The following is a 22,284-nucleotide window of genomic DNA, read 5'->3' on the forward strand; positions in this document are numbered from 1 at the left end:
CCCCGGGCCGGCTGGCGCCGCCTGGAACGAGAGGGCGGCTTCCGCGCCCCGCACAGCTGGCGGTAGCCCGCGGCGCTTGTACGGCCCCGTTCTCCCGGTCGGGAGGGCGGGGCCGTTGGCATGTGGCGCATGAGAGCTCGGGGGTGCTGTCTCGTGGGCGCCTGCGGGTAGTCGTGGGCCGTTCGCGCAGTTCCCCGCGCCCCCAACGCCCCTAGGGGCGCGGGGCTGTATCGATTTGCGGCTCCGCCGCGCGGGCGCGACAAGCCAATGGGCTGCCGCAGACGGCATACAACCGTCCGTGGCAGCCCAGTAGCCGCAAGAACCACTTACCTACCGCAGCCGAGCCATCAAGGCGTGCTCGACCAGCGTGATAAGCGCAGACTTCGCGTCCGCCCGATGACGGGCATCGGTCGTGATGATCGGAGTGTCCGGACCGATCTGGAGGGCCTCACGGACCTCGTCCGGGTTGTACGGCTGGTTCCCGTCGAACCCGTTCAGGGCGATCACAAAGGGAAGCCCCGAGTTCTCGAAGTAGTCCACCGCGGGGAAACAGTCAGCGAGGCGCCTCGTGTCGACGAGGACGATCGCGCCGATGGCGCCGCGCACCAGGTCGTCCCACATGAACCAGAAGCGGTCCTGGCCGGGCGTACCGAAGAGGTACAGGATCAGGTCCTGGTCCAGGGTGATACGGCCGAAGTCCATGGCGACCGTCGTGGTCGTCTTGTCTCCGGTGTGGGTGAGGTCGTCGATGCCCGCCGAAGCGGAAGTCATCACGGCCTCTGTGCGCAGCGGGTTGATCTCCGAGACGGCGCCGACGAACGTGGTCTTGCCCACGCCGAAGCCGCCCGCCACCACGATCTTCGCGGAGGTGGTGGAGCGGGAAGGACCGCCGCTAGAGCTTGCGAAGTCCACTGAGCACCCTTTCGAGCAGTGTCACGTCTGGCTGGCCGCCGGCGTTCTCGTCGCCGCCGGGCTGATGGATGGCGACCAGGCCCGCCTCCGCCAAGTCGGCGACGAGGATCCTGGCCACGCCGAGAGGGATCGTCAGGAGGGCGGAGACTTCCGCCACCGACTTGATCTCGCGGCAGAGGTTGCAGATCCGCTGATGCTCGGGCAACTGGCCCTGCATCTGGTGCGGCTGCGCGGTGGTGTGCACCAGCGCCTCGATGGCGAGCTGGTAGCGCGGGCGCGTCCGTCCGCCGGTCATGGCGTACGGGCGCACCAAGGGGTTGTTCGACGCCCCTGCGGGCGCCGGCTCAGGGGCGCGTCGCTGCGGCTGCACCGGCTGGATGCGCGGTGCCGGCGGCTGGTCGTACGGCGAGGGCCCGGGGCCCTGCGGAGCGTACGGCTGCCGCTGGCTGGGCGTGGAGGGGAAGTTGTAACGGTTCGGGTTCTGGGAACCGTCGTTCTGGCCCTGGCCGGGGCCGTACGACCAATTACCCGACGATGAACCGCCTGGGGGTGTTGCCACTTTCTCTCCTCCTCCGACTGTGCCTGGCACCCATCATGTGGAGCCGCGTCCCGAAACCTTACGGCCCCGGGACGCCAAAACGCACCGACTGTCTGTTAGTTGAGCAGGCTGCCCTGGAGCTCCGCACGTAGATCCGGCGTCAGGACCGTACCGGCACGGTCGACCAGGAGCGCCATCTCGTACCCAATGAGGCCGATGTCCGCCTCGGGGTGTGCGAGAACCGCGAGCGACGATCCGTCGGAGATGGACATGATGAACAGGAATCCCCGCTCCATCTCCACAACCGTCTGGTTCACGCTGCCGCCCTCGAAGATCCGCGAGGCACCCGCGGTCAGCGAGGTCAGACCGGAGGCGACGGCCGCGAGCTGGTCGGCGCGGTCGCGCGGAAACCCTTCGGACATCGCCAGAAGGAGTCCGTCGGCGGAGACCACCACCGTGTGCGACACCCCGGGGGTGTTGTCCACGAAGTTGGTGATCAACCAGTTCAGGTTCTGTGCCGCCTGGCTCATCGGGCTCACACTAACGCTCCTGGTTGTAGGTGCTGTCAGAACCGAAGCCCTGACCGTTCGTTTCGCTTCCCGCGCTGCGTCCCCGCTGGACACCGCGGCGCAGGTTGCTCAGCCTGCCCCGGACGTCCTCGGGAGCGCGGGAGATCTGTGGACCTCCCTGGGGGGTGGTCTCGGCGGCTCCCTCGACCAGGTTGGCCTTGGGTACCCGCCGCGGCAGGCCGGAGGAGGTCACCCCGCCCGCCTTGGGCTTCCGGAGCTGCGCGGCCTGCTGCCAGCGGTCGTCGTTCGCCGAACGCCAGCTGCTGTCGCCGTTGCTCTCCGGCGTGGGGGCCGGTGATTCCTGCCGCGCCGGCCGGGCGCCGTTGGTGCCGCTCGCGGCGGAGCCGCGGCGGGGAAGGCCGGCGTCGGTCAGTGCGTGGGCGGCGGGGGAGGCCGGTCCCGGACGGTCGAAGCCTACGCGGTCGCGCTCACTGGCGTCATCGGCCTGCGCAGATTCCGTTTCCGGAGCGTACTGGTCCTCGTAGCCGTTGCGGTAGCCGTTCTGCTGCGGCCAGTCGTCCTGGTGACGCCGCTGCTCGAAGGCCGGGAAGCTCTCCGGGGCGGAGGCACTCGCGGCGGCGGGCTCCTCACGGACCGGCTCCGGATAGGAGGGCTCGGGGTAGCCGCCGTTGGACGAGAAGGTGTCGTTCTGCGACAGGCCGCCGTTCGGCGCGTAGTACGTGTCGTCGTACGCCGGACGCTGCTGCTCCTCGTACTGCGTCTGCCGCTGATCCTCGTACGTCGGCTGCGCCTGCTGCGGGTCGTAGCCGCCGGGCTGCTCGGGGAAGCCGCCCCGGCCGTCGTCGTAGGCCGGCTGACCGGTGAACTCGTCGTACGTCGGCGCCTCGGGGTTCTCCAGCGCGGGCGCCTGGGCGTGGTTCTGGGCCTCCAGAGCCGCCCGGCGCTCCTCCCGCATCAGGGAGCGGCCGACGGGGTCCAGGTCGCGAAGGTCGTCCGGAACCTCGTAGCGGCTGTCGTCGAAGCCCAGCTCGGCGGCGGTGCGCAGCTGCGGCTGGTTGAAGTTCTCACCCTGGAACTGCTGCTCCGGGATGATCTGCGAGACGGTGAACTCGTCCTGGGCCGGCTGCTGCTCGCCGCCGCCACCGTGCGTGATCGCGTCCGGCAGCATGACCAGCGAGGTGGTGCCGGCCTGCTCGCCCGAGGGACGCAGCTGGACGCGGATGCCGTGCCGGTCGGACAGCCGGCCGACCACGAACAGGCCCATGCGCTGCGAGATCGCGGCGTCCACGGTCGGCGGGTTGGCCAGCTTGTGGTTGATGTCGGCGAAGTCCTCGGCGGTCAGGCCGATGCCCTTGTCGTGGATCTCGATCATCACGCGGCCGTCGGGGAGACGGGTCGCGGTGACACGGACCTTGGTCTGCGGGGAGGAGAACGTCGTCGCGTTCTCCAGCAGCTCGGCGAGCAGGTGCACGAGGTCGGTGACCGCGCGGCCGTGGATCTCGGCCTCCGGGACGCCCGACAGCTCGATGCGCTCGTACTGCTCCACCTCGGAGGAGGCGGCGCGCAGCACGTCGACCAGCGGGACCGGCTGGTCCCAGCGGCGACCGGGCTCCTCGCCGGCGAGGACCAGGAGGTTCTCGCCGTTGCGGCGCATACGGGTCGCGAGGTGGTCCAGCTTGAAGAGGTTCTCCAGCTGGTCCGGGTCGGCCTCGTTGTTCTCCAGGTCGGTGATCAGGGTCAGCTGGCCCTCGATCAGCGACTGGTTGCGGCGCGACAGGTTGGTGAAGATCGCGTTGATGTTGCCCCGCAGCAGGGCCTGCTCGGCGGCGAGCCGGACGGCCTCGCGGTGGACCTGGTCGAAGGCGCGGGCGACTTCGCCGATCTCGTCGCGGGTGTTGATCGGGATGGGCTGGACGCGGGTGTCCACGCGGCCCGGGTCGGTGCGCGAGAGCTGGTCGACCAGCATCGGCAGCCGCTGCTCGGCGATGCCGAAGGCGGCGTTGCGCAGCTGGCGCATCGAGCGGGACATCTGGCGGGCGACCATGCCGGCCAGGATGAACGCGGCGAGCAGGGCGACCACGACGGCCGCACCGGTGATCAGGGCGTCGCGCTTGGCGTCGTCGGAGATGACCGAGGCCTCGTTCACCGCGGTGTTGGCGAGGTCGTTCTCGATGTCGCGGTACGCGTTGTACTTGAGGGTGTTGACCGCCCACCAGTTCTCGGCGGTGATGCCCTGCTGGGCGAGCGCCGCACGCTCACTGGTGTCCGTGGAGCTCAGCTGGGCCAGCGCGCCGACCATCTTGGTCGGGTCGGCCGGCGGCGCCACGTAGTCCGGGTTCTTCTGCTTGGCGGCGGCGGCCATGGCGGCGCCGTCGGCCTTGATCTTCGTCGTGGCGTCCTGGAGCTTCTGGATGTCCGCCTCGGTGCCACCGCTCTGGTACTCCTGGATGGCGATGCCCTCCAGGTAGGCGTACGAGGAGAGGGCGACGCGCTGCCTGGCCAGGTCTGTGGCCTTGGGGCCCGGCTTGACCAGCATGTGCATACCGATGGAGCGCTCCAGGGACAGGGCGCCCTTGGTCAGCGAGATGGCGTAGACGGTACGGCCGTAGCTGGTGATGTTTCCGGTGCCCAGGCCCAGCTCGTTGGAGAACTCCAGCAGCCGGTGCTCGACCTCGACGTAGCCCTCTTCGGTCTGCACGCCGGTGAGCTTGTTGGTGTACGCGGCCGCGCGCAGGTCCGTCAGATCCGGCTCGACCTCACGGAAGCGCTCCAGACGGCGCACCAGGTTCGCCCGGTCGGGCATGTTCTGGGCGGCCACGTCGAAGGCGTCGGCGGCCTCGTCGGTCTTCTTGCGGGCGGCCACGACCGTCGGGTCGTCCTCGCCCTTGCCCTGGAGCAGGGGAGCGGCGGTCGAGTCGCGCTCCTCCAGCAGGGCATCGCCGTAGGTGAGTGCGGCGGCGACCAGACGCGCGGTGTTCTCCGCGTCCTCGGCCTCCTGCCAGGTGTCGATCGAGCTCTTCACCTGGAAGCCGCCCATGACGAGGCCGACCAGCACGGGTATGAGCAGGATCGCGTTCAGCCGGGTCGGCACGCGCCAGTTGCGCGGGGAGAGACGGCCGCCGCTTGGCGCGGGCGCCGTCGTCGGTTCCGATCCGGGCACAGGGGCGGGCGCCGCTCCGCGCGGCGGCGGGGTGAAGTTGCCCCGGGCCGACGGCTCGGGACTGTTCTTGCTTCGCCTCACTCGACCAACAACCTTCCGGCGGGGTCGGCACCTACGTATGTGCCGCTGTGTCTCAGAGCCCAGTTCGCCATCGAGTAGTACGCAGTACTGCTGAGTACGTCTTTGACTATTGGGCAGTTCTCGCATTCCAGCACGTCGGCCTGTGCTCTTCCAAACAGTGGAAGCGGATCATTCCACGTGAGGTAAGGCCCAGATAAAACGGTCATAAAGAGCGAGCCCCGTCAAAAGACGGGGCATTCGTGCGCGCAGCGACACCGGTTGACCGCGACGAGTGGCCGTACCACCCGATTCCTCTGCCGAAACGTTATGAACAACGAAGCCGACCGTGTCAAAAGCCACAGCCGGCTCCGGCACATCTACGACAACTGCCGTATGGCGCTCTTGACTTACCTACCGCAGCCGGGCCATCAGCGCATGCTCCACCAGCGTGATCAGCGCACTCTTGGCGTCGGCACGGTGGCGGGCGTCGGTGGTGATGATCGGCGCGTCCGGGCCGATCTGCAGCGCCTCGCGCACCTCGTCGGGCGTGTAGGGCTGGTGTCCGTCGAAGCCGTTGAGGGCGATGACGAACGGGAGCCCGCTGTTCTCGAAGTAGTCGACCGCGGGGAAGCAGTCGGCGAGACGGCGGGTGTCGACCAGCACGACGGCCCCGATGGCGCCGCGTACCAGGTCGTCCCACATGAACCAGAAGCGGTCCTGGCCGGGCGTACCGAAGAGGTACAGAATCAGGTCCTGGTCCAGGGTGATACGACCGAAGTCCATCGCCACCGTGGTGGTGGTCTTGTCACCGGTGTGCGTGAGGTCGTCGATGCCCGCGCTCGCGGACGTCATGACGGCCTCGGTGCGCAGCGGGTTGATCTCCGAGACCGCGCCGACGAACGTGGTCTTGCCCACGCCGAAGCCACCCGCCACCACGATCTTCGCGGAGGTGGTCGCCCGGCCTGGTTCAGAGCTTGCGAAGTCCACTGAGCACCCTTTCGAGCAGCGTCACATCCGGAGCGCCGCCGTTGTTCTCGTCGCCGCCCGGCTGGTGGATGGCGACCAGGCCGGCCTCGGCGAGGTCCGCGACGAGGATCCTGGCCACACCCAGCGGCATGGACAGCAGCGCGGAGACCTCCGCGACCGACTTCACCTCACGGCACAGGTGGCAGATGCGCTGGTGCTCCGGAAGGAGCCCCATGAGTGCTGCCGGGTCTGCCGTGGTGCTGATCAGAGCCTCGATGGCCAGCTGGTAGCGCGGCCGGGTCCGGCCGCCGGTCATCGCGTACGGACGTACCAGCGGCTGGTCGCCCTCATCCTCGTACGGCTCCGCGTACGGATCATGAGAGGCGGTGGGCGGGGTCATGAATCCTCCGGGCGGGGACAGCAAGTCGGTCAGTCAAGCCGTCTGGGTGGGGGCCAGTGCGGGGATTGTGGCGGCCGGACGGTGATTTGGTGAGACGGGTGGATCCGCGGGTGATCAGTGGAGCAGACTGCCTTGGAGTTCGGCGCGCAGGTCCGGCGTGAGCACCGCGCCCGCCCGGTCGACCAGCAGCGCCATCTCGTAGCCGACGAGGCCGATGTCGCATTCGGGGTGTGCCAGGACGGCGAGCGAGGAACCGTCCGAGACGGACATGAGGAAGAGGAATCCCCGCTCCATCTCGACGACGGTCTGTGCCACGCTGCCGCCGTCGAAGATCCGCGAGGCCCCCGCGGTCAGCGACGTCAGGCCCGACGCGACGGCCGCCAGCTGGTCGGCGCGGTCGCGGGGGAAGCCCTCCGACATCGCCAGCAGCAGACCGTCGGCGGACACGACGACGGTGTGGGACACCCCGGGGGTGTTGTCCACGAAGTTGGTGATCAACCAGTTGAGGTTCTGTGCCGCCTGGCTCATCTGGCTCAACTAACGCTCCTGCTGGTGAGTGGGGTTCGGGAAGCTGCCGGTCTGGCCGTTGCGGACCTCACGACCCTGCGCGATACCCCGACGGAGATTGGTCAGCCGGCCGCGTACGTCGTCAGGCGCACGCGAGACCTGCGGACCGGCTTGGTGCTGTTGCTGCTGAGCCGTACCCGGGACGAGGTTCGCCCTGGGTACCCGGCGCGGCAGGCCGGAGGTCGTGACCCCGCCCGCGGCCGGCTGCCGGACGCGTTCCGCCTGCCGGACGAGATCGTCGTTCGGCGAGCTGCGCCAGGCGGTCGATGAGGTCCGCTGGGGAGCGGACGACGACTGCGCGGGAGCCGCGGGAGCCTGCGGCTCCTGGGGAGCGGAGGCCGGAGCCGAGCCGTTCGCCCCGGGCTGACGCCCCTGCGGACCGCCGTGGAACCAGTTGGTCTCCAACGTGTCGTACAGCGGCGTACGCCCGTCACCGGGACCCGTCGCCGGCGGCAGCGCCTCGGGCTCCTGCCGGACGGGCCGCTGCTGCGGACGCGCCGGTGCCGGAGCCGGGGGCTGCGGGGCGCCGAAGCCGCCGTTGCCGCCGTACGTGCCGTTGACCTGCGGCCGCTCGAACTGCCCGGTGGACTCGGGGTTCTGGCGGCCGGGCAGCGCGTGCTGGCCCGTCGAGCTGCCGTCGTACCCCTGCGGAGCGGCCTGCGGAGCCGTCGGCCGGCCCTGCTGCGCCGGAGCGTTCTGCCCGTTCGGGGCGCCGAAGACGTCCGAGCGGACGAACTGACCCGTGCCCTGCTGCTCGTTCGCGGCGGGGCGGGCGAACTGGCCCGTGCTCTGCGGGTTGTACGAGGACGGGCTCGCGGCGTCGAAGTCCGGGCGGGCGTCCGGGCGCGGGATCGCCGGGATCTCCGCCGTGGAGCCGGGGCCCTGGCGGTCGTCGATCCGCGGCATCCGGGAGGTCTGCGAGGGGTCCTCGTCGTGCCCGCGCGGAGTGTCGAGCGAGGCGCGCGGCACCGGCGGCTGCGCGTTCTCGTCGCTCCAGCTGGGGCGGGAGGGCTGATTGCCGCCGGGCAGCTCGGCACGCGGACCACCGCGCGGCGGAAGCTGCGGCTGACGGCCACGACGGCCCTTCTCACCGCCGGCGGGCGGGGACTGCGGTGCCTGCTGTGCACCCGGCCCACCCGGCCGGGACTGCTCGCGGCCGGGACCACGGGAGCCGCCGAAGGCGTCCTGGCCGCCGCCGAACCCGTCCGCACCCATGCCCGCGGCCTGCATGCCCTGCGGCGCACCCGGAGCCTGGCCGCCGAAGCCGGCACCCGCGGGAGCCGGCCGGCCCTGCGACGGGGCGCCGCCCTGGCCCTGCGGCCCACGCGGCGCACCCGGTCCACCCGGCATTCCGCCACCGTCACGTCCGGGCAGCGCGGCCCGCGGCCCCTGACCGGCGCCGAGCCGGCCACCGCCGGACGCACCGGCACCGAGGGCACCGCCACCCGGCGCACCCGCGCCGAGGGGGCCGCCACCGCCCTGGGCCTGACGACGGGCGGCGGCCGCACCAGCGGCGGCCTGCGCGGCGGCGGGACCGCCGGCACCACCGGGACCGCCCTGACCGGGCTTGCCCGGAGCGGGCTTCTTGCCGCCCTGGGCGACGTCGACGGGCAGCATGACCAGCGCGGTCGTACCGCCGGAGTCGGACGGGCGCAGCTGGATGCGGATGCCGTGCCGCTGCGAGAGTCGACCGACCACGAACAGACCCATGCGGCGGGAGACGGAGACGTCCACGGTGGGCGGCGAGGCGAGCCGCTCGTTGATCGCGGCGAGGTCCTCGGGGGAGAGGCCGATGCCGGTGTCGTGGATCTCGATCAGGACGCGGCCGTCGGGCAGCGCGTGACCGGTGACCTTGACCTTGGTCTGCGGCGAGGAGAACGAGGTCGCGTTCTCCAGCAGCTCGGCGAGCAGGTGCACGAGGTCGTTGACCACGCGGCCGGCCACTTCGGTGGTCGGCACGGCGGCCAGCTCGATGCGCTCGTACTGCTCCACCTCGGACGCGGCGGCGCGGAGCACGTCGACCAGCGGGACCGGGCGGGTCCAGCGTCGGCCGGGCTCCTCACCCGCGAGGACGAGGAGGTTCTCACCGTTACGGCGCATACGCGTCGCGAGGTGGTCGAGCTTGAAGAGGGAGGACAGCTGGTCCGGGTCGGCCTCGCGGGACTCCAGTTCGGAGATGAGCGAGAGCTGACGCTGGATGAGGCCCTGGGAGCGGCGCGAGAGGTTGGTGAACATCGCGTTGACGTTGCCCCGCAGCAGGGCCTGCTCGGCGGCGAGGCGGACCGCCTCGCGGTGCACGTCGTCGAAGGCCGCGGCCACCTGGCCGATCTCGTCCCGGGAGTGCACACCGACCGACTCCACGGAGGTGTCGACGTCCTGCGGGTCGGACTCGGAGAGCTGCTTGACCAGCTCGGGCAGGCGGTCCTGGGCGACCTTGGTGGCGGTCTCCTCGAGGCGGCGCAGCGAGCGGATCATGGAGCGGGCGACGACGAAGGCGCCGACCAGCGAGACACCGAGCACGAGCAGGATCAGCGCACCGGAGATGATCGCCTCGCGCTCCGACTCGTTGCGCAGCTCGCGGGCCTTCTGCTCCATGTCCTCCAGCAGCGTCGTCTCGATGGCGCGCATCTGCTGGATCTTGGTGGTGCTGTCGTCCACCCAGTCCCGGTACGACCGCTTCTCCAGGTCATCGAGGGCGTTGGGGTTGCCGAGCGCACGGTTGGCGTACTTGTCGCTCGCCGTGATCGTCGGGTTGCCCTTCTCGATCGACTTGAGCAGGTCGGCGGCGCCCTGGGTGCCGTAGATGCTCCGGAAGCTCTTCAGCTCGGAGCGCTGGCTCGCCAGCGCGGACTCGGCGTAGAGCCGGTCGTTCTCGGAGAGGTCGCCGACGCTGTCGTTGTTCGCGGGCAGCGCGGCGGCGAGGACCGCGCGCTGGATGGACGCGTACTCCTTGGCGGTGGAGAACGCCGCCAGGGCACGCGTGCTCTGGATCATCTCCGGGTTGCTGGTCGCCTCCGCCATGTCCTGCGAGAGACCGAGCAGGTTGGTGATCAGCCGGTGGTAGGCCTCCACGGTCTGCGTGGAGTTGTCCTTGGCCTCGTAGGCGGTGCTGCGGATCTTCTCGATGGTGCCCAGGTCGCCGACGAGCTGGACGAGGTTCTCGCGGACGCCCTTGAGGTTGCCGTCCTTGCTGGAGTCGTCGATCTCCTCGGACGCCTCGATGAAGCTGTCACGGGCCCGGTTGGTCTTGTCCCGGTAGCCCTTGACCGTGTAGTCGGTCGCCTTGGCGCCGTGCGCGAGCGGACCGGCCGACTGGTCGCGCTCCTCCTGGAGCGCGGCGGCGAGCTCGGTGGCCCGCTTGGTCATGTCCGTCAGCAGCTTCATGTTGTCGAGCTGCTGGATGTCGTCCATGTTGTCGCTGATGCGCAGGGCACCGAGCGAGGTGGCAGCGACCACCGGAAGCGTCAGCAGCGCGACAAGACGCGTGGAGATACGCCAGTTGCGCAGGGCTATTCGCGTGCCCGGGCCACCGGTGCCCTTGGGGGCCTTCTTGGGGGCCGGCGGGGAGGGATTCACCGCCCCCGCGGACGCCGACACGGCGGGGCGCCCGGAGCGCTCACCGCCGTCGACGGACAGGGCCGGGCCCCCCTGGTTCTGGGCGTGCTGGGTCGAGGGACCTCGGTCGGTCCCGCCGTGCTCCGGCTCCGCCGAAGCGCTGCCATCCCTCTTGAAACGTCCCTGCACTAGCGTCGCAACCTCTGGACCAGGCGCCCCTCCGCGTGAACGGACGGACACGGTGTCGGCGTCAATGGGGAGCGTCCTGAACACGCTCCCCGGTGGTCGTGAGTGACCGGCGCTGGTTTCCCCCTATCTCGCCGCCACCAGGCGCTCGGTGCGCCCCCTGTGCGCCGGCTCGATCCTGCGGCGGTCCGTGGAATTCCAGCACAGTGCAGGATCTCCAACAAGGCCCGTAGGTCGAGCCGTGACATACGTGACACCACGTGAGGGCGAGATTACCTGCCGTAGAAACTGATCCGGCTCATAACGGACTTATGCCCGCGAGCCGCCCGGGCGCGGGAGGTGTCCCAGTCGCCATGATCAGGAGCGGAATGATGGGTTCAGGGGGCGAATGTCCGTTTCATGGGGGTGAATTGCGAGCCCGAATTGCCCGTTTTATTTGCAGGCTCGTGAGCAAACTCACACGAACATCAAGGGTCCCCGTGACCTCGGAGGGGAATCGCGTGTTTAGCCTGACGCTTTACATCATGTAAGACTTTGACAACCCCGCGCCCGCGCGAGACCAGGCTCCACCGGCGCCCCGACACGAACAGGGTCACGTACAACCGTGAAGACGACGACGATGTTCCACAACATAGCCAACCCGCGGCGCACGACGCTGGCGCACCTCGAGGACGCCGACGCCCTGCAGACCCCGGAGCAGGAGCACTCCGTCGACCTCCCCACCCAGACCGCCAACCCGCGGCGCACCATCCTCGTGGAGGCCCCCGCCACGGCCTCCGTCGCCGGGTAATACGCGCACCGGCCCGGGATCACTCAAAGCGCCCGGGTACGGCGGTAATGCGCGAGGCTCCCGCCCCTCCCCGCGTTAGCCTGGAGCGTCAGACTCCAGCCGGCTCAAGTGAGGGGCGCAGCATCCCGTGCGCATCGCCAGATTCTCCATCGACGGGAACGTCGCCTTCGGCGCGGTCGAGGGCGACAAGCCGGACGAGCTCGTGCTCGACATCATCAAGGGCATCCCGTTCGCGGACTTCGAGCTCTCCGGCACGAAGGTCCCGCTCAGCAAGGTGCGTCTGCTGCCCCCGGTGCTCCCCAACAAGGTCGTCGCGTTCGGCCGCAACTATGCCGAGCACGCCCGGGAGCTGGGCAACGAGGTGCCCGACGCCCCGTTCGCCTTCTTCAAGCCGTCCACCTCCGTGATCGGCCCCGGCGACGAGATCCAGTACCCGTCCTTCACCGAGGACCTCCACCACGAGGCCGAACTGGCCGTCGTCATCGGCCGCATGTGCCGCGAGGTCCCGCGCGACCGCGTCAAGGACGTGATCTTCGGCTTCACCTGCGCCAACGACATCACGGCCCGGGACGTCCAGAAGCGCGAGAAGCAGTGGGCGCGGGCCAAGGGCTTCGACAGCTCCTGCCCGCTGGGCCCCTGGGTGGAGACGGACCTGGCCCTCGAAACGGCCGCCGACCTGACCATCCAGCTCACGGTCAACGGCGAACAACGCCAGCTCGGCCGCACCAGCGAGATGATCCACCCGATCGAGGATCTGATCGTCAACATCTCCGAGGCCATGACGCTGCTCCCCGGCGACGTGATCCTCACGGGCACCCCGGCAGGCGTCGGGCCGCTCACCGTCGGCGACGAGGTCGCCGTCACCATCGAAGGCATCGGCACTCTCACCAACAAGGTTGTCAAGCGTGGCTAGCGCACCCGTCCGCGTACGTTTCTGCCCCTCGCCCACCGGTAACCCCCATGTGGGCCTGGTCCGCACCGCCCTGTTCAACTGGGCGTTCGCCCGGCACCACCAGGGCACGCTCGTCTTCCGCATCGAGGACACCGACGCGGCCCGCGACTCCGAGGAGTCCTACACCCAGCTGCTCGACTCGATGCGCTGGCTGGGCTTCGACTGGGACGAGGGCCCCGAGGTCGGTGGCCCGCACGCGCCGTACCGCCAGTCGCAGCGCATGGACCTCTACAAGGACGTCGCGGCCAAGCTCCTCGACGCCGGCCACGCCTACCGCTGCTACTGCTCCCAGGAGGAGCTGGACTCGCGCCGCGAGGCGGCCCGCGCGGCCGGCAAGCCGTCGGGCTACGACGGCCACTGCCGCGACCTGAGCGACGTGCAGGTCGAGGAGTACAAGGCGCAGGGCCGCGAGCCGATCGTCCGCTTCCGCATGCCCGACGAGACGATCACCTTCACGGACCTGGTCCGCGGCGAGCTGACCTTCACCCCGGAGAACGTCCCGGACTACGGCATCGTCCGCGCGAACGGCGCCCCGCTGTACACCCTCGTCAACCCGGTCGACGACGCCCTGATGGAGATCACCCACGTCCTGCGCGGCGAGGACCTGCTCTCCTCGACGCCCCGTCAGATCGCCCTGTACAAGGCCCTGATGGAGCTCGGCATCGCCAAGGGCATCCCCGCCTTCGGCCACCTGCCGTACGTGATGGGCGAGGGCAACAAGAAGCTCTCCAAGCGCGACCCGCAGTCCTCGCTGAACCTCTACCGCGAGCGCGGCTTCCTCCCCGAGGGCCTCCTCAACTACCTCTCCCTCCTCGGCTGGTCGCTCTCCGCCGACCAGGACATCTTCACGATGGACGAGATGGTCGCGGCCTTCGACGTCGCCGACGTCCAGCCCAACCCGGCCCGCTTCGACCTGAAGAAGTGCGAGTCGATCAACGGCGACCACATCCGCCTGCTCGACGTGAAGGACTTCACGGAGCGCTGCGCCCCCTGGTTGAAGGCTCCCTTCGCCCCCTGGTCCCCGGAGGCCTTCGACGAGGCCAAGTGGCACGCCATCGCCCCGCACGCCCAGACCCGCCTGAAGGTCCTCTCGGAGATCACGGACAACGTCGACTTCCTCTTCCTCCCGGAGCCGGTCTTCGACGAGCAGTCCTGGACCAAGGCCATGAAGGAGGGCTCCGACGCCCTCCTGCGCACGGCCCGCGAGAAGCTGGACGCGGCCGACTGGACCTCCCCCGAGTCCCTCAAGGAGGCCGTCCTGGCCGCCGGCGAGGCCCACGGCCTCAAGCTCGGCAAGGCCCAGGCCCCGGTCCGCGTGGCCGTCACCGGCCGCACGGTCGGCCTGCCCCTCTTCGAGTCCCTGGAGGTGCTGGGCAAGGACACGACCCTGACCCGCATCGACGCGGCGCTGGCGAGGCTCGCGGCGTAGTACGCCCACCTACGTGAGGGGCGGCACCCGAATCCCGGGTGCCGCCCCTCAGGCGTGCGCAGTGTGCCAGTCTGTCAGGGTGATCAAAGCCGTTGTCTGGGACGTCGACGACACCCTCTTCGACTACACGGGGGCCGACCGCGCCGGAATGCGTCTGCATCTGGCGGCCGAGGGGCTGCTGGAGGAGTACGACGGTGTCGAGCAGGCCATCGCGCGCTGGAGGGCGATCACCGACGCGCAGTGGGCGCGGTTCTCCGCGGGCGAGGTGTCCTTCGAGGAGCAGCGGCGTGACCGCGTGCGGGTCTTCCTGGGCGCGGAGCTGACCGACGCCGAGGCCGACGCGTGGTTCGAGCGCTACATCGCGCACTACGAGACCGCCTGGGCCCTGTTCCCGGACGTCCTGCCCGTCCTGGACGCCCTCGCCGCCAGCCACCGGCACGCGGTGCTGTCCAACTCCAGCATCCACGTCCAGGACCGCAAACTCCGTGTCCTCGGTGTGCACGACCGCTTCGAGGCCATCCTGTGCGCCGCCGAGCTCGGCGTCTCCAAGCCGGAGGCCGGTGCCTTCCACGCCGCCTGCGCCGCACTGGAGCTCGCCCCGCACCAGGTGGCGTACGTCGGCGATCACCCGGAGATCGACGGGCGGGGTGCCGCGCAGGCCGGGCTGCTGTCGGTCTGGATCGACCGTGCGGGCGTGTACACCAGCGCGGACGCCCTCGGCGGACCGCACCGGATCGGCTCCCTCTCCGAACTCCCCGCGCTGCTCGGCGCGGATACCCGTTTTGGAGCCCCGTCCACCTTCGGGTAATGTTCTTCCTGCGCCGCCGAGGAGCGGGCCGAAAGGCCGGAACCCGGAGGAGCAAACTAGAACAAGATCCCCTCAGGGGCTTGCGTTCCAGTGGCCTATGGTGTAATTGGCAGCACGACTGATTCTGGTTCAGTTAGTCTTGGTTCGAGTCCAGGTAGGCCAGCTCGCAGAGCTCATCTGCAAAGCCCCCGTTGTGTAGCGGCCTAGCACGCTGCCCTCTCAAGGCAGTAGCGCCGGTTCGAATCCGGTCGGGGGTACTGATCTCGATCAACTCGGGATCGCTAGGGCCCCCGTTGTGTAGCGGCCTAGCACGCCGCCCTCTCAAGGCGGTAGCGCCGGTTCGAATCCGGTCGGGGGTACAAACTGGTCTAAACCACATTGGTCTATGGTGTAATTGGCAGCACGACTGATTCTGGTTCAGTTAGTCTTGGTTCGAGTCCAGGTAGACCAGCTCGGATCTGCGGCGGTGTAGCATTAAACGCTTGCACGATCCTCGCCCCCGTTGTGTAGCGGCCTAGCACGCCGCCCTCTCAAGGCGGTAGCGCCGGTTCGAATCCGGTCGGGGGTACACAGTGAAGGCCCTCCACTTCGGTGGAGGGCCTTCGTCATTCCTGCTCACCGAAGCCGTACCGACGCGCGGACTCCTCCTCCTGCGCCAGCCGGTGCAGCGCCTGAAGCATCGGCTCGACGAGGATCGCCCCCAGGACCGCCGTCTCCACCTTCTCGGCCTCCGAGGCATGGGTCTCGACGAAGTCCAGGTCGAGGACCGCCGCTCCGTGCATCAACCGGGCGTACGCCAGCAGCAGTTGAGGATCCCAGTCGTAACCGAGCCGTCTGAGCGCGGCCATCGCCACCACCAGCGAACGGTACGAGGGTGAGATCGTCACCAGCGCCTTGGCGTTCGACCAGCCCAGGGACTCCAGCAGTTCATCGGCCACGTCGTGCGCGCCCCGGACGTACTCGTCGTCCTCGTCCGGCTCCGGGACCTGCGGCAACGCCCACAGGGCCGCGCCCAGGCGGATCGTCCGGGGCAGGGCGTCGTCGTCGACGTGCCCGAGCACCTCCCGGACCGTCGCCACCGGCACCCGTCCGACCTGGATCATCGCGCGCACCAGACGCAGCCGGCGCAGATGCTCCTCGTCGTACTCGGCGGTGCGGGCGTTGATCTGGCGGCCGGGCGCCAACAGGCCTTCGCGCAGGTAGTACTTGATCGTCGCGATGGGCACCCCACTGCGCTCGCTGAGCTCCGCCAGCCGCATCTCTTGCGCCTCTCATTGGGAAGTGCCACTATCCAAACACCGACCAGAAGGATAGTGCCGCTATCCGGTTACGGAGCCAGGGGGCCGTCATGTTCGCCAAGCCGGTGTTGGGTCGCACGACCGCGGATGCCGAGGGCGATGTGGTGGTCCTGCTCATCGGGATGCGGATCAACCACTTCTGGGCGGTGCACCAGTGGCTCCCGGTCATGCTGTCGATGTTCCGCATGCTGGGGGAGCTTGCGCGGGACGGCGACCGGGGGCTGCTGGGGCGAGTACTGCTGACGGCTTCACCGCGGACGTACTACGTCGTCCAATACTGGGAGTCCAAGGAGAAGCTGTACGCGTACGCGACGGCGCCGGACATGTTTCACCACAAGGTGTGGGCGATCATCAACCGCAAGGAGCGGGCCGGGAAGGCGCGCGGGCACGTGGGGATCTGGCACGAGGCGTACGTGGTGCCGGAGGGGGCGTACGAGTCGATCTACGCGGACATGCCGGCGTTCGGGTTGGCGGCGGCGCATGGGCAGGTGCCGGTCGCTGCGCGCGGGCGGTACGCGAAGGACCGGTTCGCTCACAGGTCGGGGAGTGCAACTCCCTAGGGGCGCGGGGAGCTGCGCGACCAGCCATGGCGGTGCGATGGTCGGCTGACGGCCGGTGGTGGCAGATTCTGCACCGCGGGGGCCTCGGATGGGGGCGGGTGCGGGTCGTCGGTGGTTGATCGCGCAGTTCCCCGCGCCCCTGGGGTGGGTCACCGGACCGTCGGACCAGGGCTGCCGCGGCGTTGAGGCTGCCCTGTCCTGACGTACGGCGACGTCGCGTCCTCAGCCCGTGCGGCGCAAGGCCTCGGAGAGGCGCGCGGCGGCGTCGATGACTGCCTGGGCGTGCATGCGGCCGGGGTGGCGGGTGAGGCGCTCGATGGGACCGGAGACGGACACGGCGGCCACCACGCGGTTCGACGGCCCGCGCACCGGCGCGGAGACGGACGCGACGCCCGGCTCGCGCTCGCCGATCGACTGGGCCCAGCCTCGGCGTCGTACGCCCGACAGGGCCGTCGCGGTGAAGCGGGCGCCCTGCAGGCCGCGGTGCAGGCGCTCCGGCTCCTCCCAGGCCATGAGGATCTGGGCGGAGGAACCCGCCTTCATCGTGAGCGTCGAGCCGACCGGGACCGTGTCCCGAAGACCGGACAGACGCTCCGCCGCGGCGACGCAGATGCGCATGTCGCCCTGGCGGCGGTAGAGCTGTGCGCTCTCGCCGGTGACGTCGCGGAGGTGGGTGAGGACCGGGCCCGCGGTGGCGAGGAGACGGTCCTCACCGGCCGCCGCGGCCAGTTCCGCCAGGCGAGGGCCGAGAATGAAACGGCCCTGCATGTCACGCGCCACCATGCGGTGGTGTTCAAGGGCCACGGCCAGTCGATGTGCCGTGGGTCGTGCCAGTCCGGTGGCCGAGACGAGCCCTGCGAGGGTGGCCGGACCGGACTCCAGGGCGCTCAGGACAAGGGCTGCCTTGTCCAGAACGCCGACGCCGCTACTGTTGTCCATGCAACGATACTCGCGTCTCACTCTGTGAAACGCAAGTTCAATTTTCCGTGGAACACGCCACTCTGGAAGAACGAAGGCAGAGCGGCCCGTGAATCACAACGGGCCTGGCGGCGGACGCCCGGAAGCAGGGGCGCGGGCGGTTGCCGCCTTCTCAAGATCTCTAGTTGGGCCGGTGGACCGTATACCGGCCGGAGGGAAAGCGATGGGTAGGACACTCGCGGAGAAGGTCTGGGACGACCATGTCGTCCGGCGCGCCGAGGGCGAGCCCGACCTCCTCTTCATCGATCTGCACCTGCTGCACGAGGTGACCAGCCCGCAGGCCTTCGACGGGCTGCGTAAGAGCGGGCGGAAGGTGCGCCGGCTCGATCTCACCATCGCCACCGAGGACCACAACACCCCGACCCTCGACATCGACAAGCCCATCGCGGACCCCGTCTCCCGCGTCCAGCTGGAGACGCTGCGCGCGAACGCCGCCGAGTTCGGTGTGCGTCTGCACCCGCTGGGCGACGTCGAGCAGGGCGTCGTGCACGTGGTCGGCCCGCAGCTGGGTCTGACCCAGCCCGGCATGACCGTCGTCTGCGGTGACTCCCACACCTCCACGCACGGTGCCTTCGGCGGCCTGGCGTTCGGCATCGGCACCTCCCAGGTGGAGCACGTGCTGGCCACCCAGACGCTGCCGCTGGTCCGCCCGAAGACCATGGCGATCACGGTCAACGGCGAACTGCCCGACGGTGTCACCGCCAAGGACCTGATCCTGGCGATCATCGCCAAGATCGGTACGGGTGGCGGCCAGGGTTACGTCCTGGAGTACCGCGGCTCCGCCATCGAGAAGCTCTCGATGGAGGCCCGGATGACCATCTGCAACATGTCGATCGAGGCCGGTGCCCGCGCGGGCATGATCGCCCCCGACCAGACCACGTTCGACTACCTGGAGGGCCGTCCGCACGCCCCCAAGGGCGAGGACTGGGACGCGGCCGTCGCGTACTGGAAGACGCTGAAGACCGACGACGACGCCGAGTTCGACGCCGAGGTCGTCATCGAGGCCGCCGAGCTGTCGCCGTTCGTCACCTGGGGTACCAACCCCGGCCAGGGCGCGCCGCTTTCGGCATCCGTCCCCGACCCTGCTTCGTACGAAGACGCTTCGGAGCGCCTCGCCGCCGAAAAGGCCCTGGAATACATGGGGTTGGAGGCCGGACAGCCGCTGCGCTCCATCAAGGTGGACACCGTCTTCGTAGGCTCCTGCACCAACGGCCGCATCGAGGACCTGCGCGCCGCCGCCGAGCTCGTCAAGGGCCGCAAAGTCGCCGACGGCGTACGGATGCTGGTCGTCCCGGGCTCCGCGCGGGTCGGTCTGCAGGCCGTCTCCGAGGGCCTGGACGTGGTCTTCAAGGAGGCCGGCGCCGAGTGGCGGCACGCGGGCTGCTCCATGTGCCTGGGCATGAACCCCGACCAGCTGGCCCCGGGTGAGCGCTCCGCGTCCACCTCCAACCGCAACTTCGAGGGCCGGCAGGGCAAGGGCGGTCGTACGCACCTGGTGTCGCCGCAGGTCGCGGCCGCCACGGCCGTACTGGGCCACCTGGCCTCCCCGGCCGACCTGTCCGACGCCGAGAACCGTACGCCCGCTGGAGTCTGATCAGCCATGGAAGCATTCACCAAGCACACCGGCCGGGCCGTCCCGCTGCGCCGCTCCAACGTCGACACCGACCAGATCATCCCTGCTCACTGGCTCAAGAAGGTCACGCGGGACGGTTTCGAGGACGGGCTGTTCGAGGCCTGGCGCAAGGACGAGACGTTCGTCCTCAACCAGCCCGAGCGGCAGGGCGCCACGGTCCTGGTCGCCGGTCCCGACTTCGGCACCGGTTCCTCCCGTGAGCACGCCGTGTGGGCGCTGCAGAACTACGGCTTCAAGACGGTCATCTCCTCCCGCTTCGCCGACATCTTCCGCGGCAACTCGCTCAAGAACGGCCTGCTCACGGTGGTTCTGGAGCAGAAGATCGTGGACGCGCTGTGGGAGCTCACCGAGAAGGACCCGCAGGCCGAGGTCACCGTCGACCTGGAGAACCGCGAGGTGCGCGCCGAGGGCATCACCGCCTCCTTCGAGCTGGACGAGAACTCCCGCTGGCGGCTGCTGAACGGCCTCGACGACATCTCGATCACCCTCCAGAACGAGGACGACATCGCCGCCTACGAGGCGAAGCGGCCGTCGTTCAAGCCGCGCACGCTCCAGGCCTGAGCCCGGGCCGCCGCGCAAGGCGACTTTCGGACACCGCAACACCCCCTCAGTACCCCCGATCAGCCCGATCGGGGGTACTGCCATGTCTGCACCCGAACGGCCCTGCGCCGGTTGCGCTCGCCGCTCAACTTCCCACGTTACGAGGGGCGTTGCGGGGGTACGCGAGTGGTGTGGCCGTGACTTCCGCAAGTGCCCGGAAGGCCATTCGAGGCCGGAGTTGCACCCCTGGCAGGCGACAACTCGCCCCAGATGGCACAATCTGTGCATGGAACACGACGGCCAACTCGAGCTCTATGCGGCAGTCGCGGACCAACTGAAGGAAGCGCACTCAAGGGTGCGCGCACTGCAAGTCCCGGAGGGCGTACGGATGGCGCTGACCCGGAAGCTGCTGGTCATTACGGCCGCGGCCAAGCACGACGTCGCCGAAGCGACAAGGCGTCTGGAGCGGTTCATGGCGGATCTCGACGCGGGACGATTCCCCGAAGAGGAACGCTGAACACCTTCGAGACAGTCGAGTCTGTTGCGGCACAAGGGTGATTAGCCCGTTTCGTGTTTGATTTGCGGTATATATCTGCCTAACGTGCGAAAAAGCTTGAACACTTTCGTTCTGGCGATGTCTCCGAAGGGGAAGACGTGAACAAGGCGCAGCTCGTAGAAGCGATTGCCGACAAGATGGGCGGCCGCCAGCAGGCCGCCGATGCTGTCGACCATGTACTGGACGCCATCGTCCGCGCGGTCGTCGCGGGTGAGCGGGTCTCGGTCACCGGCTTCGGTTCGTTCGAGAAGGTCGATCGGCCTGCTCGTTACGCCCGTAACCCCCAGACGGGCGAGCGGGTTCGGGTCAAGAAGACCTCCGTTCCGCGCTTCCGTGCCGGTCAGGGCTTCAAGGACCTGGTGAGCGGCTCGAAGAAGCTCCCGCGGGGCGGCGAGGTCGCCGTCAAGAAGGCGCCCAAGGGCAGCCTGACGGGTGGTGCCGCGGCGACGGTCAAGAAGGCCGCCGCGAAGAAGACCACCAAGGCGGCCGCGGCGAAGAAGGCGGCCGCGAAGAAGGCTCCGGCCAAGAAGACGACGGCCGCCGCCAAGAAGACCGCCGCGAAGAAGGCTCCGGCGAAGAAGACCACGACGGCCGCCGCCAAGAAGACGACCGCGGCGAAGAAGACGACCGCCAAGAAGGCGACGGCCAAGAAGGCCCCGGCGAAGAAGGCGACCGCCAAGAAGGCGCCCGCCAAGAAGTCGACGGCTCGCAAGACCACCGCCAAGAAGGCGACCGCCCGCAAGAGGTAGACCGCAGGGGCACTCACGCGCCGGGCCGGACTCCGTGTGGAGTCCGGCCCGCGGCGTGTTCGGACGGCGTTCGCGGGGCTACAGGGTCTGCAGCGTCACCAGCGTGATGCGCAGGGACTCGCCCTCGCCCTCCGTCTCGATGCGGACCCGTTGCCCGGGGCGCAGCAGGCGTAGGCCTCCGGCGTCGAAGGCGGGGGCGTCGAAGGGGACGGGGGTGCCGTCGTCCAGGAGGACGCTGCCGGAGCGGGTGTTCTCGTCGTAGGTGTATGCGGTGGCCTGCATAGCGGTAACCCTACGACGGGTTGTGTTTCGAGTGCGGCGCCGTGGGGGCTGGTCGCGCAGTTCCCCGCGCCCCTGAGGGGGTGGCAGCTACCGTTCCTCGATCAGTAGACGTGCTGCTGCGGCTGCCGTTCGCGGGCCGACGCCCAAGGCCAAGGCCGCGCGAAGGTCGTTGCCCGTGTCCACGTCCTGGCGAACGGATTCAACGTCTTCGAGGTCGAGTTCCACAGCCCCTGAGCCGCGATGGCGGGACCGGGAATCCTGGCCGAATGCCGGCAGTAATTCCTGGCCCGAGGTCGCGGTGAGCAGTGTCGTGCCGATCTCTGCCGCATCCGGGAGAAAAGCGCGGCGGAATTCCGTTGCCGCGTCCAGGACCCGGGCCAATTCCAGGGGGCGCAGGGCGGGAAGATCGGCGTTCAGGGCCGCTACGGGGCTTTCGGGGCGGGCGGAGCGTACGACGGCCGTCGCGTGTGCCAGGGCCGCGTTCAGGCCGCCTCCCGGCTCGTCGGGGACGATATGGGCGCCAAGTGCGCCCAGCTCGCGGCCGGCCAGGGGGTCGTTCGTGACGACTGCCACATCCTTGACCGCCGGGCAGGCCAGCGCCGCGGCCACCGTGTCCTGCGCGAACGCGAGGGCGAGGCCCGGACGCAGCCCGTCCGACGCGGTGTCCGAGAGCCTGCTCTTCGCCCGCGCCAAGGGCTTCAGGGGTATGACCAAGGTCCACTGCACGAGCGTTTCGTTCCCTCTCTAGTCGCGGCCATTGTCACTCAGCCGTCACCGGCGCCATCTGGCGGTGACGGTAAAGGGAGGGGGCGAAGCTCCTTGCAAGGGTGGGGGT

Annotated in this window: 21 protein-coding genes and 5 tRNA genes; 14 read left to right on the forward strand and 12 right to left on the reverse strand. The window is 69.4% G+C overall.

All coding sequences use genetic code 11. The annotated features are described in order from the left end of the window. Positions 1-330 precede the first annotated feature (330 nt). The 8 genes from L0P92_RS27640 to L0P92_RS27675 all read right to left on the reverse strand — a co-directional run bounded on the left by L0P92_RS27640 (position 331) and on the right by L0P92_RS27675 (position 10,877). Positions 331-912: a GTP-binding protein gene (locus tag L0P92_RS27640; RefSeq protein WP_026248371.1), complete on the reverse strand. Its 582-nt coding sequence runs from the start codon at positions 910-912 to the stop codon at positions 331-333. Then, positions 893-1,471 carry a DUF742 domain-containing protein gene (locus L0P92_RS27645; protein WP_234765771.1) on the reverse strand — a complete coding sequence of 193 codons (579 nt, stop codon included), beginning with the start codon at positions 1,469-1,471 and terminating at the stop codon, positions 893-895. The genes L0P92_RS27640 and L0P92_RS27645 overlap by 20 nt, the downstream gene beginning before the upstream one ends. A 95-nt stretch (positions 1,472-1,566) precedes the next feature. Beyond that, positions 1,567-1,980, reverse strand: a complete 414-nt coding sequence (locus L0P92_RS27650; RefSeq protein WP_004983065.1) for a roadblock/LC7 domain-containing protein — start codon at positions 1,978-1,980, stop codon at positions 1,567-1,569. A gap of 10 nt (positions 1,981-1,990) precedes the next feature. Continuing rightward, entirely contained in the window at positions 1,991-5,221 is a 3,231-nt protein-coding gene (locus L0P92_RS27655; RefSeq protein ID WP_234765772.1) for a sensor histidine kinase, read from the reverse strand. A gap of 390 nt (positions 5,222-5,611) precedes the next feature. Continuing rightward, a complete protein-coding gene (locus tag L0P92_RS27660; RefSeq protein ID WP_030051303.1) occupies positions 5,612-6,187 on the reverse strand; it encodes a GTP-binding protein in 576 nt (191 codons plus the stop codon). Continuing rightward, positions 6,168-6,566, reverse strand: coding sequence for a DUF742 domain-containing protein (locus L0P92_RS27665; RefSeq protein WP_003997626.1), 399 nt, complete (start codon positions 6,564-6,566; stop codon positions 6,168-6,170). The genes L0P92_RS27660 and L0P92_RS27665 overlap by 20 nt, the downstream gene beginning before the upstream one ends. Before the next feature lie 114 nt (positions 6,567-6,680). Beyond that, complete coding sequence (locus L0P92_RS27670; RefSeq protein ID WP_093910158.1) at positions 6,681-7,094, reverse strand: roadblock/LC7 domain-containing protein; 414 nt, start codon at positions 7,092-7,094, stop codon at positions 6,681-6,683. A gap of 9 nt (positions 7,095-7,103) precedes the next feature. Then, positions 7,104-10,877, reverse strand: coding sequence for a sensor histidine kinase (locus L0P92_RS27675; protein ID WP_234765773.1), 3,774 nt, complete (start codon positions 10,875-10,877; stop codon positions 7,104-7,106). A 601-nt stretch (positions 10,878-11,478) separates the two neighbouring features. Between L0P92_RS27675 and L0P92_RS27680 the strand changes: the two genes are divergently transcribed. The 9 genes from L0P92_RS27680 to L0P92_RS27720 all read left to right on the forward strand — a co-directional run bounded on the left by L0P92_RS27680 (position 11,479) and on the right by L0P92_RS27720 (position 15,421). Further along, positions 11,479-11,664 carry a hypothetical protein gene (locus L0P92_RS27680; RefSeq protein WP_234765774.1) on the forward strand — a complete coding sequence of 62 codons (186 nt, stop codon included), beginning with the start codon at positions 11,479-11,481 and terminating at the stop codon, positions 11,662-11,664. A 127-nt stretch (positions 11,665-11,791) separates the two neighbouring features. Next, positions 11,792-12,577 carry a fumarylacetoacetate hydrolase family protein gene (locus tag L0P92_RS27685; RefSeq protein WP_048580618.1) on the forward strand — a complete coding sequence of 262 codons (786 nt, stop codon included), beginning with the start codon at positions 11,792-11,794 and terminating at the stop codon, positions 12,575-12,577. Beyond that, positions 12,561-14,045: a glutamate--tRNA ligase gene (gene gltX / locus L0P92_RS27690; RefSeq protein ID WP_234765775.1), complete on the forward strand. Its 1,485-nt coding sequence runs from the start codon at positions 12,561-12,563 to the stop codon at positions 14,043-14,045. Before L0P92_RS27685 ends, gltX begins: the two co-directional genes overlap by 17 nt. 79 nt (positions 14,046-14,124) lie before the next feature. After that, complete coding sequence (locus L0P92_RS27695) at positions 14,125-14,853, forward strand: HAD family hydrolase (protein ID WP_234765776.1); 729 nt, start codon at positions 14,125-14,127, stop codon at positions 14,851-14,853. Positions 14,854-14,944: 91 nt separating this feature from the next. After that, positions 14,945-15,016: transfer RNA gene (locus L0P92_RS27700), tRNA-Gln, on the forward strand. 21 nt (positions 15,017-15,037) lie between these two features. Beyond that, a tRNA-Glu gene (locus L0P92_RS27705) sits at positions 15,038-15,110 on the forward strand. Positions 15,111-15,139: 29 nt separating this feature from the next. Beyond that, positions 15,140-15,212, forward strand: a tRNA-Glu gene (locus tag L0P92_RS27710). 20 nt (positions 15,213-15,232) lie between these two features. Then, positions 15,233-15,304: transfer RNA gene (locus L0P92_RS27715), tRNA-Gln, on the forward strand. A gap of 44 nt (positions 15,305-15,348) precedes the next feature. Then, positions 15,349-15,421 (forward strand) — tRNA-Glu (locus L0P92_RS27720). A 37-nt stretch (positions 15,422-15,458) separates the two neighbouring features. Here the strand turns inward: L0P92_RS27720 and L0P92_RS27725 are convergent. Then, positions 15,459-16,112 (reverse strand): MerR family transcriptional regulator, encoded by a 654-nt coding sequence (locus L0P92_RS27725; RefSeq protein WP_234765777.1) that lies wholly within the window; start codon positions 16,110-16,112, stop codon positions 15,459-15,461. An 89-nt stretch (positions 16,113-16,201) separates the two neighbouring features. On the opposite strand from L0P92_RS27725, the gene L0P92_RS27730 reads away from it, so the two are divergent. Continuing rightward, positions 16,202-16,711 carry a DUF4188 domain-containing protein gene (locus L0P92_RS27730; RefSeq protein ID WP_234765778.1) on the forward strand — a complete coding sequence of 170 codons (510 nt, stop codon included), beginning with the start codon at positions 16,202-16,204 and terminating at the stop codon, positions 16,709-16,711. A gap of 222 nt (positions 16,712-16,933) precedes the next feature. Here L0P92_RS27730 and ndgR read toward each other — a convergent pair whose 3' ends face one another. After that, positions 16,934-17,650 carry an IclR family transcriptional regulator NdgR gene (ndgR, locus tag L0P92_RS27735; protein ID WP_031485194.1) on the reverse strand — a complete coding sequence of 239 codons (717 nt, stop codon included), beginning with the start codon at positions 17,648-17,650 and terminating at the stop codon, positions 16,934-16,936. Between the two features lie 202 nt (positions 17,651-17,852). Here ndgR and leuC point away from each other — a divergent pair, with 202 nt between their 5' ends. The 4 genes from leuC to L0P92_RS27755 all read left to right on the forward strand — a co-directional run bounded on the left by leuC (position 17,853) and on the right by L0P92_RS27755 (position 21,167). Beyond that, positions 17,853-19,283: a 3-isopropylmalate dehydratase large subunit gene (gene leuC, locus L0P92_RS27740; RefSeq protein WP_234765779.1), complete on the forward strand. Its 1,431-nt coding sequence runs from the start codon at positions 17,853-17,855 to the stop codon at positions 19,281-19,283. A gap of 6 nt (positions 19,284-19,289) precedes the next feature. Next, positions 19,290-19,883, forward strand: a complete 594-nt coding sequence (leuD, locus tag L0P92_RS27745) for a 3-isopropylmalate dehydratase small subunit (protein ID WP_234765780.1) — start codon at positions 19,290-19,292, stop codon at positions 19,881-19,883. 265 nt (positions 19,884-20,148) lie between these two features. After that, a complete protein-coding gene (locus L0P92_RS27750) occupies positions 20,149-20,379 on the forward strand; it encodes an SCO5555 family protein (RefSeq protein ID WP_234765781.1) in 231 nt (76 codons plus the stop codon). Positions 20,380-20,516: 137 nt separating this feature from the next. After that, a complete protein-coding gene (locus tag L0P92_RS27755) occupies positions 20,517-21,167 on the forward strand; it encodes an HU family DNA-binding protein (protein WP_234765782.1) in 651 nt (216 codons plus the stop codon). Between the two features lie 78 nt (positions 21,168-21,245). Here L0P92_RS27755 and L0P92_RS27760 read toward each other — a convergent pair whose 3' ends face one another. Both L0P92_RS27760 and cofC read right to left on the reverse strand, forming a co-directional pair. Then, positions 21,246-21,449: a hypothetical protein gene (locus L0P92_RS27760; RefSeq protein ID WP_234765783.1), complete on the reverse strand. Its 204-nt coding sequence runs from the start codon at positions 21,447-21,449 to the stop codon at positions 21,246-21,248. Between the two features lie 87 nt (positions 21,450-21,536). Further along, a complete protein-coding gene (gene cofC, locus L0P92_RS27765; protein WP_234765784.1) occupies positions 21,537-22,175 on the reverse strand; it encodes a 2-phospho-L-lactate guanylyltransferase in 639 nt (212 codons plus the stop codon). Between the last annotated feature and the right edge of the window lie 109 nt (positions 22,176-22,284).

It is taken from the genome of Streptomyces muensis (genome assembly GCF_021474425.1).
Lineage (GTDB): Bacteria > Actinomycetota > Actinomycetes > Streptomycetales > Streptomycetaceae > Streptomyces > Streptomyces muensis.